This window comes from Microcystis sp. M20BS1 (assembly GCF_020245305.1).
GTDB lineage: Bacteria > Cyanobacteriota > Cyanobacteriia > Cyanobacteriales > Microcystaceae > Microcystis > Microcystis ichthyoblabe_A.
On sequence record NZ_JADBUZ010000045.1, the window covers coordinates 55240 to 69678 of the forward strand.

Here is a 14439-nt window from a genome sequence, read left to right on the forward strand (position 1 = left end):
GCGATCACCAATCTCCCGGGTTGGGTACTCGCAACGAAACCCAACATCATTTTTAGCCTTGATTGTAAATTCTAGATAGTTTAAGCGATCGCCCCTTAAGAAAATGGCAATACAAACAACCTTTGCAGAGATTCTAGAAGCAGCCGAGCAACTTCCCCTTGAAGATCAAGAAAATCTCATTCATATTTTACAGAATCGTCTTCGAGATCAAAAAAGAACAGAGTTGTTTAGAGATGTTCAAGAAGCTCAACAAGAATTTGCACAAGGTCAATGTCAACCCATGACACCTGAACAAATCATGGAGGAAATCCTTTCGTGAATTTTGTTTTATTACGCTCGAATATACTTATTATAAATGCTCGAAAAGTTGTGAAAAAACAGGCTTTTTTAGTTCAAAATATCCAAGAAACTTTAGCTTTATTATCCGTAGATCCATTTCAACCTCGATTAAGAACACACAAATTAAAAGGGGAGCTTAAAGACTCTTATGCTTGTAGTATGGGCTATGATTTAAGAATTGTCTTTAAATTCGTTGAATATGAGCAGAAACAGGCAATTCTTTTGGAGTCAATTGGGACTCACGATGAAGTTTATTAGTGCGGATGATTATTACGCTCAGTTTGGAGAAACCGAACCAGAATCAAGATAAAAAACCCTAAGATGCCTCATTAACAGATATTTCAGCTTTTTTGAGGGCAATTTGCCATTCTAAGTCGGCTATTTCTCGCTCGAGTTCAACAATTTCACTATTAACTTGCTTTAAATCGGCGATAATTTCTTGTTTACTGCGTTTTCTACCGTAGATAGCCAGTTCATCCTCTTGTAATTTCTCAAGGATAGAGTCTAGGGAAGCGGTTAAATCGGCCGAGGGACTATCCATAATACCTAGACGCATCAATACCTGTACCGCTTTGACAACGTCTTGCTGATAAGCTTCTCTAGAAGGGTAATCTTGGGGGTTTTTGAGATTTAAAGCGTCAATGATATTCATAAGTAGTCGTGCAAAATTAATTTCCTAGTGAAGATAGGCAAGAGGCAAGAGGCAAGAGGCAAGAGGCAAGAGGTGGTTAGATATGTGTAATTAATTTTGCTTAGGTACTTATTCCATACTGTGATTATGTCACATTTACATACCTCAAGTTTCTAATAAATTCCCTAACAGGGATTGCAATATCTTTTATTCTAGAGTAGAAATGCTCGACCGAGAAAATATTGATAGAGTATTGATAGGAGACTGGGAAAAATTCAACTTTAAGAGGATTGTCACTGATGACAGCAGTTACCGAGAATGATCTGAAAAGGTTAGAAGATTTAATCGTTAGCGGACAGAAAGCGATCGAATCCCGACTGACAGCGATCGAGTCCCGACTGACAAACCTAGAAAATGGACAGAAGGCGATCAAAAACAGTTTAGGAGAAATTAAAGGGGATATTAAGGCCTTAGATGCCAAAGTTACGCGACTAGAAAAGCGGGTTGACGATCTCAACGCACGAGTCAACATTACCACCATTGGATTCCTTAGCATTGTCGGCATTTTGGTGACAGGAATGCTGACTATTGCCAGCAAAACAGTCTTTTTCCCCTAGTCCCTAGAATAACTTATTCGATCTGCGCCACCCTGTCTAAGGAAGCATCGAGACCGCTAAGACGGCCTAAATAAGTCGATATATGGTTCTGCTCGCTGTCTATGCCGGGGAGAAATCCCTGTGGCGTTTCTCCAGTGCGGAATGTAGGCTAAAAATTGGCCCGGTCAGGAAATCTTGATGTTAAATTCCCCAAAAATTGCGCTAGGATCGGCTTCATAGCACAGGAAAGGCGATCGAGTGGGATAACCGATCCTGTGGCTTGAGAAGGTGACTGTATAATTGTTAGAGTGTCAATAGATCAATTCCAGAGGAATCATGAGCAATATCCAAGACAAAATTCAAGAAGAGCTAGAAAATGCCAGAGCCGTCTGTAGTACGGAAGGTGCTACCTCTGGTGAATGTGCCGCCGCTTGGGATGCGGTGGAAGAATTACAAGCAGAAGCAGCTCACCAACGTCAAGACCACCCCCAAAAAACCTACTTCGAAAAGTATTGTGATGATAATCCCGATGCGGCCGAGTGTCGCGTTTATGACGATTAATGGAGTCGGGCAGCGGTTTTTTCTCTCCTCACAGTAGAATCCTAGCTTTAGGGCGATCTCAACTATAAAGAGATCGCCCCTCGTTTTCTTGTTTGTTGGTCAAGCTGTGGCCGATTTTAGCTGCTGCGTCCGAAGACAGTAAAATGTTGACAGTGTAATTATGTCTGAATAGTTTATGAATCAACTTTGGTTTCGTCCTCTCGTTTGGATAGATTATCGTTTAGCCGTCCTATTTACGGTGATTATTCCGGCAATTTTGTTGATTTGGTCTTTATTTGCAAAAATCGAATCATTACAGAAATTGTTGATTATCTATTGGCGAGTGGCTAGTCTTTTATTAATTACTGTATATTTAATGATTGCTTCCTGGCCGATTGGTTTTGTCACCAGTTTTTTAGCTAAGATTTTAATCCCGATTTCTCTCTGGTTTTGGGTGGATATTAACGATGAAATTAAAGATTTACCCGCTAGTCCGATTAAATTTGTCACCACTGCTTGGCGTTGGGCAGTAACTATCTATTCTCCTCTGGGCGCGATTTCTACCTTACCTTTTCTCTCCTGTGCTATGTCAGGGGAATTGCTAAATTCTCCCTATTGTCAGGTTTGGCAGGAAGCACCCTGGCAGTTTCGCGAGATTTTTCATTCAGAAGCTACTGCTAATGTTTTGGGCTTTTTTGGTTTGGTTGGTCTCTCTTTTTATACTCTCTATTTTGCCCATTTTCTTCTTATTCGCCTTGGCAAACAGGGACGTTCAGCTTTACAACAGTAAGTTTTTAGCTATCGATAATTAGCCATTTTTCTATGAATATTGGTCAACAACTCGAACAATACACCCTCAAAAATCCCCACGAGGTTTTATTAGTGACTATTGCTGTGGATGGGGAGGAGGAAGAAATCTCTATTTTTAAGGGTTTTTCTAGTTCTCTTACTCGCAGCACCCCCTACGATCCCGATATTCCGATCATTCCTGAAACGGCGACAATTATTAAGATAGATCGTCTTGCTAGTCCTTATCATCCCCTTAATCCTCGCTATATCCAAGAAAATCTTAGCTTAGAGGAAATGCAATTTTTACTGATTAATTGAACGGGTAATTTTGCTTGGATAATATCAGCACCCATCTCGATGGATTTAACAGCTTTTATTTACCTTCCACAAACCTTGTCTAGATAGACAAGAGGTAAATTTTGCGGCGTTTTATGGTAAAATTACCGGGGAACGATAATCTCTGCCAGCATTCAAGCTGTCAAAGTGGATTTCGTCCCCGGCATCGATCGAGAACAATCAAAAAACTGGAGAATAATCTGGAGAATCTATGCAGCTTAAACCATCTAAACAAGAACTATTACAAATTGAGTATTTAGCCACCGCTGCCACCGGTAAAAATATAGCTAAAGATCAGGGAAAAGATGTGATTGAAGGATTAACTAAAACCCCCAAAAGTTTACCATCTAAATATTTTTATGATCGGCAAGGTTCCCAACTTTTTGAAGAAATCTGTCAATTGCCAGAATACTATCCCACTAGGACAGAAGCGGCTATTCTCCAAGAATATGCTCAAGAAATTGTCGCCTATACAGGTCCCTGCGAATTGATAGAATTAGGTAGTGGTAGTTCCACTAAAACTCGTCTGTTATTGGACGCTTATTATCGGCAACAAAAATCCTCTAAATATGTACCTATCGATGTTAGTGAAACTATTCTCCAAGCTAGTGCCATAGAATTACAAAAAGAATATCCTAATTTACCGATTCAGGGGTTAATTGGAACCTATGAACAGGCCTTAGCTTATTATCAAAATGCTTCCGATAATACCAGAATGATTTTTTTCTTGGGAAGTTCAATCGGTAATTTTTCTGCGGCTGAATGTGATAAATTTTTAGGAAAAATTGGCACTGTTCTAAAAGCTGGAGATTATTTTTTATTGGGGATTGATCTCCAAAAACCGTCGGCAATATTAGAAGCCGCTTATAATGATGCTCAAGGGGTGACAGCCGCTTTTAATTTAAATATGCTTTCCCATTTAAATTGGCGTTTTCAAGCTGACTTTAACCTTGATTTATTTAGTCATCAAGCTATCTATAATCAAGATAAATCTCAAATTGAAATGTATTTAATTTGTCAAAAAACTCACCCTGTTCATCTCAAAAAACTCGATTTAACAGTTAATTTTCAAGCATCGGAGAGTATTTTAACAGAAATCTCGCGTAAATTTAACCTAGAAACTATGCAAAAAGACCTAGAATCAAAGGGATTAAACCCGCTCAAGGTTTTCACCGATCCTGAAAATTTATTTGGGTTAATTCTCTGTCAGTTATCCCTGTAATTAACGAAAACATTATCATCAGTAATAGAGGCACAAAAACATGGAAAAGATTCAAGCACAGGCTCCTATCTCTCTAAGTAACTGTAGTCGAGAAAATATACTGGACTATTTTGAAAATGCTTGGCAATTAGAAGATATGCTGTTAAAAAGCATCATCAAAGAAGAAGCTTTTTATTGTAACCCTGACGATTTAAGAAATCCCCTCATCTTTTATTTAGGTCATGCTGCCGCTTTTTATCTGAATAAATTGCAGATGGTTAACCTATTAAAAAAAAGCCCTAATTCTGACTACGAATCATTGTTTGGAGTGGGAGTAGATCCGGCAACTCCCGCAGAATTAAACTCTGCTATCGCTCAGATTCAGTGGACTAGGGTGGATAAAGTTTGGGAATATCGGCAACAAGTCTATGAAATTGTGGTCGAAATAATTAAAAATATCCCCCTCAATCTTCCTATTCATCCGCAGCATTCTCTCTGGTCATTAATGATGGGAATTGAGCATCAGCGTGTTCACTTTGAAACATCTTCAATGTTACTCAGACAACTGCCGTTAGACTGTCTGCAACGTCCTTCCGGTTGGCATTATGCCCCTTCTTTTGGTCAAGCTAGTCCTAATCAAATGGTGGAGGTTTCTGGGGGAATAGTAGAAATTGGTAAACCCCAGGATTCTCCTGTTTATGGTTGGGACAACGAGTATGGTTATCGTCAAGTTCAAGTTAACAATTTTCTGGTGAGTAAATATATGATTACCAACGGAGAATTTAAAGAATTTGTCCATAATGGTGGCTACGAAAATCCCAGTTATTGGGATGAGGAAGCTTGGCAATGGAAAAATCATTATCGAGTCAAATATCCTAAATTTTGGCTGGTAGATGAGGGAGGAAATTATCAATATCGATCCATGTTTGATGCTCTCGATTTACCTCTTGATTGGCCAGTAGAAGTTAACTATTATGAAGCGATCGCCTACTGTCGTTTTCAAGGTCAAGGAATACGTTTAATGACGGAAGCTGAGTGGAATTTAGCCACCTATGGCAGTCAAAAAAATCGATGTTATACCCTAGAAAACGATAACTTTGATGACTATAACCTCAATTTAAAATTCTGTTCTCCCACTCCCGTAGGAATGTTAAAAAATACGGGCAATAACTCAGAAATTTATGACTTACGCGGTAACGTCTGGGAATGGCTAGAAGATGATTTTAATCCCTTAACTGACTTTCAACCCCATTACCTCTATGCTGACAATTCCACTCCTTTCTTTAATAGTCAACATAAAATGATGTTAGGAGGAGCTTGGGTGACTAACGGCACAGAAATCCTACCCTACTATCGCAATTGGTTTCGCCGGAATTTTTATCAACACGCTGGTTTTAGAATCGCACAAAGTCTTTAGGTGGGGTGTGGGGTGTGGGGTTTTACCCATTTTCAGGGGGTCAATTACCTAATTTTCAGGGAAAAAGTGCCTAATTTTCTCCCCCGATTACTGCAAAGGCCAGCACTTTTTGATATCTTGAGATTTATCGGGCCAATTCTAGGTAATTGCCAATTAAAAAAAAATTCCCGGAAGGGTCGCCCCTCGATCGCTACAATAGAACCTAGTAGAATGCGGATAAACTCGATCGCCATGAATCAACCTGCAATTTTTCATCTCGCTATTCCGATTACCGATGTGTCCACAGCTAAAAGCTTTTACTGTGATGGTTTAGGTTGTTTAGCAGGAAGGGAAACCGAGAAAGCGATAATCTTAAATTTCTATGGTCATCAGGTAGTCGCTCACGTCACCGAAATGCCTCTTACTCCCCAAAATAGCATTTATCCTCGCCATTTTGGTCTAATTCTGCCGGATGCCAGGGATTGGGACAATCTTCTCGAAAAAGCACGAGTCAATCAACTAAAATTTTATCTAGAACCAAAAACTCGCTTTAATGGGGAGATAACCGAACATAAAACCTTTTTTCTAGAGGATCCTTTCTATAATCTCCTCGAATTTAAACATTATCGCCACTACGAAGCTATTTTTGCCAGTCGGCAATTAACAGCGATCGGCGATCGAGCTTAAAATAAACAACAGGTGACTTTTTTGTAACTGGTTAGTCCTATCTTTAACTGCGACAAAAATAGGGGAACTTCCCTCGGATTCTCTCATCGAAACTAAAAAAACCTTGGCTGGCAATGATCAATTCTTAGGAAATCTATGAAAAAAATTTTATTGTTAACCCTATTCGTTATCGGTCTAGGATTTGCGCTCTTTCACTTTACTGGATTAGCAAATCGGGGCGAATATCAATCAATTTTAATCGACTTTAAGGACGATATACCGGTCAACGTCCTCGATGAGCAGTTAAATACTGTCAATAAAAAAGCGGGAAAAACCACCAGTTTAAATAGTATTTTTTCCATCGATGAACATCTTTACATTATCGATGGAGATAGCAAACTCCTGAAAACTCTCCGCAATTCCGAGCTAAAAAAATACACTGAATCGATCGAACCAGATTATATATATCATGCTTTTATCGCCCCCAATGACCCCGACTATAGCAAACAGTGGAACCTGCGGGGAATTAACATCGAACGCGCTTGGGAAGAAAATCACGGTGAGGGGATCACTGTCGCCGTTATTGATACAGGTGTATCAAAAGTCCCCGATCTGCGAGAAACCGAGTTTGTCGAAGGCTACGACTTCGTCAATGATCGCAGCAATGCCGAGGACGATAACGGTCACGGAACCCATGTAGCGGGAACAATTGCCCAATCGACCAATAATAACTACGGGGTGGCCGGCATCGCCTACAAAGCCAAAATTATGCCCCTCAAGGTGCTTTCCGGGACGGGTGGGGGAACCGTGGGCGATATTGCCGAAGCGATCCGTTTTGCCGTCGATAATAAAGCCGATGTCATCAATATGAGTTTAGGGGGTGGAGGCGAAACCCAAGTAATGAAAGAGGCGATCGAATATGCCTATAGTAAAGGTGTGGTAATCGTCGCCGCTGCCGGTAATGCCGATGATAATTCCGCCGCCTATCCTGCCCGTTTTCCCCACGTTATCGGCGTTTCTGCCGTAGATGCCTCCGGAAATAAGGCCCCCTATTCTAATTTCGGGGCTGGAATCGATATTGCTGCCCCAGGCGGCTCCGATACGGGTAAAATTATCCAAGAAACCATCGATCCGGCTAAGGGAGGGGAACCGGCGTTCCTCGGTTTTCAGGGAACCAGCATGGCAGCCCCTCACGTTGCTGGGGTGGTAGCTTTAATCAAGGCTGCGGGAATTAAAGAACCCAATGCAGTTTTAGAGGTTTTGCAACAGTCGGCCCGTAAGATCAATGATGATCCCTTTAATCATTTTGGGGCCGGACAATTAGACGCGGGCAGTGCCGTACAATTGGCCCTGAAAGGACAGATTACTTTCCAAGATTTTTGGCGTTGGTTGCGCGATAACGGTTATCTCAATCCCCGTTTCTGGATTGATGGCGGTGCGGTGGCGGTTTTGCCCAAAATGGCTATGGTTTTGGGTTCTTATCTCCTCGCTTGGTGGCTGAGAAATTATTTTCCCTTCCCCTGGAACGGATTTTTGAATGCTGGTCTAATTTTTGGCAGTTCTGGCTTATTTTTCCTCAGAGGTCTTTATATCTTCGATTTACCCCAATGGCCTTTCCGAGTGATGGGGAGTTCTCTTTCCGACCTAGGAGGCGTTATTCAGGGAAGTTCTGCCCTTAATCCGCTTTTTGCCAGTGTTATCCTGCCCTTTGTCCTGATTGCTCTACTTTTGGGTCATCCCCAGGCAAAATGGTTAGCGGTGGGGGTATCTTTAGCCATGGCGGTGAGTTTAGGTATCAGTGCCGTTATCGATCCTACTCTGGTCTGGTTAGGTTCTGGTAGGATCGCTCAGGCATTTTTGGGCATAAATGCGCTTTTATGTCTCGGTTTAGGTTATTTAGCCCTGAAAAGTGCTAATTCATCCCGATACGCTTAAACAGGGGTTACAATGGGACAACAAAGGTGATTTACCGTTCAAAACCTTTTTGGTTTTGGTATCTTCCTTTTGTTTTGCATTGAGTTCTCCTACAACAGCAGCCTCGGACATTAACCGAGGTTTTTTCTTTATGGTGTATCTTAGTTTCTAAGGGTTTTTTGGGAATTCTCAATGCCTATGCCGAAAGTTTTCGCCAATATCCCCTCGAATCATCGAGTTTATCCATTGTCTCTTTTCTCAGGTGTCTATCGTGTCAAATCATAAAATTCTCGTTATCGATGACAGTAAAGTGATTAGGATGCGCGTTCGCGATATGTTACCGGAGGGTAACTTTGAATTCCTCGAAGCTAAAGACGGATTAGAGGGCTATAATCTCATTCGTACCGAAAACCCAAATTTGATTATTTTGGACTTCCTTCTCCCAAAAATGAGCGGTTGGGAGGTGTTTCAGCAAATCCAAAGCGAAGATAATCTCAAAAGTATTCCCCTAGTGTTAATGTCAGGAAGGAAAGAGGAGGTAGTAGAGAAAATACCCGAACCTTTCCAATATTTTGCCTTTATTGAAAAGCCTTTCGACCAAAAACAATTGCTACAGGCGATTAAAGAAGCGATGGCCAAGGCAAAACAGTATTCTGCCAAACCAACAGTTTCTAACCCGAAACTAGAGGAACTCTCCGGGGATTATAGCACTGATATTCAGAATCTCCATGGCCAAATTGCCCAAATGCAAACAGAAATGGAAACTATCAAAAAACAAATGTCTCAATTAGTGGCTTTTATTAAGAAAAAACTAGCCTAGAACTATTCATCCCGATCTTTGATGATTTGGGTAAGCAGTTATCCTTATCCAGTGTCGCTAATCTCTGGCTAATCTCCTATCCCTTTTCAACAGGATTTAGTATAATAGGAAGTGGTATTTATTTAGTGAGTGACTAAGAAGTTATTAATTCACTGATAACTAATTATGAATTGGCAAGAAATAGCAGGTAATTGGGTTTTTCTCCCCCGTCGTCCCCGGGGTATCATTCACTTTTTAGGTGGGGCATTTGTGGCGGCGGCACCGAATATTACCTATCGTTGGTTATTAGAAAGTCTTGGGAATTCAGGATACGCTATTGTCGCTACTCCCTTTGTTAATACCCTCGATCACAAATCGATCGCCCGCACAGTTTTAAACCGTTTTGATAATATTATTGAACGTCTGCGCTGGAATCATAGTCTGCGCCAAGGTTATCTCCCCATCTACGGATTGGGTCACAGTATGGGGTGTAAACTACACTTATTAATCGGTAGTCTCTACGAAGTGGAACGGGAGGGAAATATCCTCATTTCCTTTAATAATTATCCGATTCGTCGGGCTATTCCCTTCATCGAACCTTTGCAAATTGACACCACTTTTAACCTTGAATTTACCCCTTCCCCCGAAGAAACAAACGAGTTAATTTTCCAAGATTATGCCATTCGTCGCAATCTTTTAATCCGTTTTCAAGACGACACGATCGATCAATCTCTGGTATTAAATCCCCTGCTAAAAAAACGCTTTAATGATTTAATTGCCCTGCGAACTCTCCCGGGTAATCATCTCACTCCCTTGGGTCAAGATGTCAGTTGGCAAACCGGAGAAGTATTTACTCCCCTCGATGCGATCGGCCAATGGTTAAAACAGGGACTTGCCCGGGATAATTCCCGTCTCAAAGATGAGATTCTCCAGTGGTTAAATCCCGTCCTTCCCGCCTCTCGTTAGCTTTCCCCTAGATTAATCCCCATTGCCCGTAATTGCGCCTCTATGCGGGCTAATTTTGCCTCAGCTAATTCGGCCCGTTGGCGTTCCTGTTGGGCTCGTTGTTCGGCTAATTCCGCTTTTTGCTTGATTTCTAGGGTGGTCAAAAACCGCGAGCCATCGGGATAAAAAATAGCTAACTGGGGACTCTCCAGTTGAAAACGAATCTGTAGAAGCGGACTCTGCCAATTATCGATCGCGGCAATCATCTCCAATTGATCACCCCTGCGCCACCAACCCTGTAGATCATTAGCATCGGGATCGTAGAGATAATATTCTTCTACGCCAAAACGCTGATAAAATTGCCATTTTCGGCGCATTTCTGCTTTAGTGTTGCCCGGAGAGAGAATTTCAAAGACCACCTGCGGCGCAATCTGGTTTTCTAACCATTGCTTATAGGAACCTCGATCGCCCTTGGGTCTGCCAAACACCACCATAGCATCCGGCGCTTGACAGGTTTTATTATCCCCCTCGACCGGATACCACAACAGATCGCCGGCGATAAACACATGGTCATTGTCTGCGAATAAACATTCGAGATTTTCCTTAATCGTCACAATCCAGCGAAATTGTTTGGTATTATCGGCCATCGGTTTACCATCACTATCGGCATAGATAATCTCCGACTCAGAGAAAGATTGGGCTTTTACCATCGTTCTACTCCCTAGCGTACTAACTATTTAGTATAACATTAAATTCCCTGACGAAAGAGGGCAAAGGCCGAGGTATAACCGTGTAAAAAAGTGCGACCGGCCACCGGCCCGATTTCTCCATTGCCAAAGAAACCAGCGAGGGGAACATTGGCGAAATAACGCTGAAAAAGACCCGAATCAAAGTCCGGTTTTTCGTAGAGATTTTCCCCGCGACCGAGACAGGAAAAGATTAAAGCCCCTAGTACCTCTGAACTATTAGGTCTTTCTTGGGGAAAAGCTTGCAAAAGTAATTCTAAATCTAGGGCGGAAGTGTCGGCATCGCGCAGGTGAAATTGTACCCGCTGCCCCGGACGAACTCGATCGCCAATTGCGATCGCACCTTGACGAGGATCTACTCCCAAAACACTGCGAATTAAGAAATCCCCGGCCCGCAACTGCATTTTAAACTCATCCCTAGCAATACCGATAAAAAGGGAGTTTTGCACTAATTCTCGGTCTTTTTCCCTTAAGGAGGGGATTAAATCCCGCAGTAGGTTTAAAGGTGGTTGCGGAGTCCCATCGGCCCCTTTACTGGTCATGGAGATGATAATATTGCGTTCTCCCTCACTCACCTGATAAATCGGTCCAATGGGACGACAACCCTGGGCGACGATAGTTTCGACGATAATATTGCCAGAAAGGGCGATTCCTACGGTTCCCTGACGATAGAGATAGCTATTACGCGGTTTTTGTTGATCGTGGTAGAATAGACCCCCAGAACGTTCGATCATGCCACCACTGACTAAACCGCCGATTTTGGCCGAACTGGGGTAGGCAAAATCCAAACCCTCTAACAGGTCATTGATGCGACTGGAAAAAGGATCGGCTAAAAGGATAAATTGGGGATTTTTGGCCGCTTCTACCCCTAATAATTCTGTCCAACTAGAGGGGGAACTGTCGAGATCGGGCATTTCCGCCGCTTCGATATAGAAGGGCTGCACTTCCACATTAGGCAAATGGGCGACGGTGAGACTTAAAGCCGGACTCGCTTCGATTTCTCGCGCTTTTTCCCTGTCACCCATACCGACAATCCCCGCCCCACCGCAGCCGATCAGCACAGGAACAGGGAGTTTATCTAAGATTAAGGGAACTAAACGGGGATAGTCGCTGGCATAGGCAGAAGAAATAAAAATTATGGCTAGATCTGCCGATCCGACTAACTTATCTTGCACTTTTTCCACTACTTCCGTCACCGCCGCTTCTAGGGAGGGACGGGTTGACAGGGCATTAATCCACTGGATGCGATCGCTCATGTTTCTTGACCCCAAATTTGGTCTCAATGGTCAAAGATGATCATCTTAACAATAAATTAACCTAAAAATCCTATCCGCGCCCCTAGATGGCGCAATAAATTGTAGAATTGTCATGACGTGAGCCAATAGGGCCGCAAGGGATTGTCAGTTATTTTAATCATATTTAATCTTAAAATAGAGAATTGTCCCCGCTAAGATAAAAGTAACAAAATTAGCAATAATAATCGGTTTACTGTTCATATAAAGGCCGTAGATGAGCCAAAGAAAAACCCCCAGACAAAAGCAAATAAACATAGTTAAGGACAAGTCCTTAGCCGAACGATAACGCCAAGTTTTAATCACTTGGGGTAAAAAGGAGACAGTGGTTAATATTCCCGCCACGATCCCAATTAGTTCAATAATATTCACCGATTATCCTCTTGGCTCAGTTTCTCTCATTTTAAACTGTTGACTATCTAAATTGCTGGTTAAGACGGATCTCTCGACATCATCGGGTAAAGTGTTGGTAAATGTGACATTTTTTCCCATTGTTTCTATTGAGCGATTACTATCACCGAAGTGCCGATTTTTACCTTTTCAAATAAAGCTTTTATATCTCGATCGCGCATCCTGACGCAACCGTGGGAGACGGCCCGGCCGATGAGATTTTCTTGGGGTGTACCGTGAAAACCGATAAAATTCGCGCCATCAGTCCAAAATCCAATCCAACGGGCCCCTAAGGGGTTGTTTTTTCCCGATGGCACCAGTTGACCGGTGAAAGGATGTTCCCAGACTGGTTCCCGCACCATCTGAATCACCCTAAATTGTCCCGTCGGGGTTTCCCAACCCGGACGACCGATCGCCACTGGGTAAGAAGCGATTATTTTCTGTCCTTGGTAAACAAAAACTCGTCTTTTTTTTAAATTCAGCAGCAAACGGGTTTCCGTTCGAGTTACCGTGGTTGCGGGAAAGGAATTGACGGGACTAATGGGGGGATTGAGGAAAAATTCCCCTATTCCTAGACATAAACAGAGAATTGGCAGAAAAACTCGCATCTGATAGCAGCAAAGTCAAGATTTTTTATCTGCATTCTAATCTGATTGTGATGAGATAAAACCAAAGTCGATAGGACGATCCCGAGGGGGAAGGATAAAATCGCCGTCGAGTTGGGCTAATTCGGTTACACTAATCCATAGCTAGAATATTAACTTTTGTAACTATGACCGCCGCTATTGCTCTCGATCGCGTTTCTAAAATCTATAATAATCTCCCGGTAGTTAACGAGCTTTCCTTTGCTATCGAAAAAGGGGAAATCTTTGGTTTACTCGGTCCCAACGGTGCGGGAAAATCGACGACAATCCGCATGATTATCACTCTAACCGAAGCAAGTCAAGGAGAAATCGAAGTGGCGGGGTATGATGTGAAAAAATACCGCGATCAGGTGAAGAAAAATATTGGGGTAGTCTTACAACAGATTAGCGTTGATGGGGAATTAACCGTCTGGGAAAATATGGAATTTCACGGCCGGATGCACCATATCCCCAATCCCCAGAGACAAGAATTAATTGATCGCTATTTAGATTATGTCAGTTTAAGCGATCGAAAATCTGCCCTTGCCAAAACTCTTTCCGGTGGGATGAAACGACGTTTACAGATTGCTCGCGCTCTTCTTCACGAACCAAAAATCCTCTTTCTCGATGAACCAACTGTCGGTTTAGACCCCCAAAATCGTCGTCGTTTGTGGGAAGTAATTCGCGATTTAAACCAGCAAGGAATGACAATTTTGTTAACCACTCACTACATGGAAGAAGTGGAATTTCTCTGTCAGGATAACGCCGCAGGAAAACCGGGCAGAATTGGCATTATGGATGCGGGCAAATTAATCGAATTAGGAACTCTAACGGATTTTCGTAGTAAGTATGGCGAGGGTTTAGTTATCAAACAAGTTGGCGATAAAATCGATTATAAATTTTTCCCCACCGTGGCTGATGCTAATGCCTATCTCGACACTTTGAGCGATAAAACTGGAGTAATGTGTCGCCCTTCCAACCTCGAAGATATCTTTGTGGAACTGACGGGACATCAATTAGATTAAATTCTTAGTTTGTCCCTTAGGAAATTGTTAAGTTATCGGTTTTTGACTCCAGTTTTTCTGAGATTAGCTCTGTTTAAATCGGCATTTCTTGGCTTTGATCTGGTGTCAATTTTATGGGCCAACCTGCTAGAGTCTAGGTCAATTAGCTGAGGCTGTCCCTAAAAACCGAATTCAACCCTAAAAAAAGAGGCTTTTAGCAATTTTTAAGCTT

General features: G+C 42.3%; 18 protein-coding genes. 13 read left to right on the forward strand and 5 right to left on the reverse strand.

Annotated features, from left to right (window positions below; all coding sequences use genetic code 11):
- Nucleotides 1-103 precede the first annotated feature (103 nt).
- Together IM507_RS04830 and IM507_RS04835 are read left to right on the forward strand one after the other, a co-directional pair.
- Nucleotides 104-319, forward strand: a complete 216-nt coding sequence (locus tag IM507_RS04830) for a hypothetical protein (RefSeq protein WP_002739613.1) — start codon at nucleotides 104-106, stop codon at nucleotides 317-319.
- Nucleotides 316-597, forward strand: a complete 282-nt coding sequence (locus IM507_RS04835; protein ID WP_002776663.1) for a type II toxin-antitoxin system RelE/ParE family toxin — start codon at nucleotides 316-318, stop codon at nucleotides 595-597. The genes IM507_RS04830 and IM507_RS04835 overlap by 4 nt, the downstream gene beginning before the upstream one ends.
- 58 nt (nucleotides 598-655) lie before the next feature.
- Here IM507_RS04835 and IM507_RS04840 read toward each other — a convergent pair whose 3' ends face one another.
- Nucleotides 656-991, reverse strand: a complete 336-nt coding sequence (locus IM507_RS04840; RefSeq protein WP_002740066.1) for a hypothetical protein — start codon at nucleotides 989-991, stop codon at nucleotides 656-658.
- A gap of 278 nt (nucleotides 992-1269) precedes the next feature.
- Between IM507_RS04840 and IM507_RS04845 the strand changes: the two genes are divergently transcribed.
- The 10 genes from IM507_RS04845 (at nucleotide 1270) to IM507_RS04890 (ending at nucleotide 10173) form a co-directional block, all read left to right on the forward strand.
- Nucleotides 1270-1587: a hypothetical protein gene (locus IM507_RS04845; RefSeq protein WP_002740179.1), complete on the forward strand. Its 318-nt coding sequence runs from the start codon at nucleotides 1270-1272 to the stop codon at nucleotides 1585-1587.
- 315 nt (nucleotides 1588-1902) lie between these two features.
- Nucleotides 1903-2127, forward strand: a complete 225-nt coding sequence (locus tag IM507_RS04850; RefSeq protein WP_002739926.1) for a Calvin cycle protein CP12 — start codon at nucleotides 1903-1905, stop codon at nucleotides 2125-2127.
- A gap of 175 nt (nucleotides 2128-2302) precedes the next feature.
- Nucleotides 2303-2896, forward strand: a complete 594-nt coding sequence (locus IM507_RS04855) for a DUF3177 family protein (RefSeq protein WP_002740183.1) — start codon at nucleotides 2303-2305, stop codon at nucleotides 2894-2896.
- A gap of 32 nt (nucleotides 2897-2928) precedes the next feature.
- On the forward strand, nucleotides 2929-3213 hold the full coding sequence (locus tag IM507_RS04860) for a DUF7734 family protein (RefSeq protein WP_002739558.1): 285 nt from the start codon (nucleotides 2929-2931) through the stop codon (nucleotides 3211-3213).
- 229 nt (nucleotides 3214-3442) lie between these two features.
- The gene (egtD, locus tag IM507_RS04865; RefSeq protein ID WP_002739524.1) at nucleotides 3443-4453 is read left to right on the forward strand and encodes an L-histidine N(alpha)-methyltransferase; all 1011 of its coding nucleotides are present in this window, start codon (nucleotides 3443-3445) and stop codon (nucleotides 4451-4453) included.
- Nucleotides 4454-4493: 40 nt separating this feature from the next.
- Complete coding sequence (ovoA, locus tag IM507_RS04870) at nucleotides 4494-5849, forward strand: 5-histidylcysteine sulfoxide synthase (protein ID WP_069475394.1); 1356 nt, start codon at nucleotides 4494-4496, stop codon at nucleotides 5847-5849.
- Between the two features lie 231 nt (nucleotides 5850-6080).
- On the forward strand, nucleotides 6081-6515 hold the full coding sequence (locus IM507_RS04875; RefSeq protein WP_002740177.1) for a VOC family protein: 435 nt from the start codon (nucleotides 6081-6083) through the stop codon (nucleotides 6513-6515).
- Nucleotides 6516-6650: 135 nt separating this feature from the next.
- On the forward strand, nucleotides 6651-8429 hold the full coding sequence (locus tag IM507_RS04880) for a S8 family peptidase (RefSeq protein WP_123231066.1): 1779 nt from the start codon (nucleotides 6651-6653) through the stop codon (nucleotides 8427-8429).
- A gap of 250 nt (nucleotides 8430-8679) precedes the next feature.
- On the forward strand, nucleotides 8680-9228 hold the full coding sequence (locus IM507_RS04885; protein WP_002793002.1) for a response regulator: 549 nt from the start codon (nucleotides 8680-8682) through the stop codon (nucleotides 9226-9228).
- A 165-nt stretch (nucleotides 9229-9393) separates the two neighbouring features.
- On the forward strand, nucleotides 9394-10173 hold the full coding sequence (locus tag IM507_RS04890) for a DUF1350 family protein (RefSeq protein WP_016516086.1): 780 nt from the start codon (nucleotides 9394-9396) through the stop codon (nucleotides 10171-10173).
- Here IM507_RS04890 and IM507_RS04895 read toward each other — a convergent pair.
- The 4 genes from IM507_RS04895 to IM507_RS04910 all read right to left on the reverse strand — a co-directional run bounded on the left by IM507_RS04895 (nucleotide 10170) and on the right by IM507_RS04910 (nucleotide 13188).
- Entirely contained in the window at nucleotides 10170-10862 is a 693-nt protein-coding gene (locus tag IM507_RS04895) for a Uma2 family endonuclease (RefSeq protein WP_287636731.1), read from the reverse strand. The genes IM507_RS04890 and IM507_RS04895 overlap by 4 nt on opposite strands.
- Before the next feature lie 38 nt (nucleotides 10863-10900).
- Nucleotides 10901-12154, reverse strand: a complete 1254-nt coding sequence (locus IM507_RS04900) for an FIST signal transduction protein (RefSeq protein ID WP_287636732.1) — start codon at nucleotides 12152-12154, stop codon at nucleotides 10901-10903.
- Nucleotides 12155-12307: 153 nt separating this feature from the next.
- Entirely contained in the window at nucleotides 12308-12562 is a 255-nt protein-coding gene (locus IM507_RS04905) for a SemiSWEET transporter (protein WP_002739519.1), read from the reverse strand.
- Between the two features lie 125 nt (nucleotides 12563-12687).
- Nucleotides 12688-13188: a L,D-transpeptidase gene (locus IM507_RS04910; protein ID WP_002740021.1), complete on the reverse strand. Its 501-nt coding sequence runs from the start codon at nucleotides 13186-13188 to the stop codon at nucleotides 12688-12690.
- 164 nt (nucleotides 13189-13352) lie between these two features.
- On the opposite strand from IM507_RS04910, the gene IM507_RS04915 reads away from it, so the two are divergent.
- Nucleotides 13353-14228 (forward strand): ABC transporter ATP-binding protein, encoded by an 876-nt coding sequence (locus IM507_RS04915; RefSeq protein ID WP_002740012.1) that lies wholly within the window; start codon nucleotides 13353-13355, stop codon nucleotides 14226-14228.
- The last annotated feature ends 211 nt before the right edge of the window (nucleotides 14229-14439 follow it).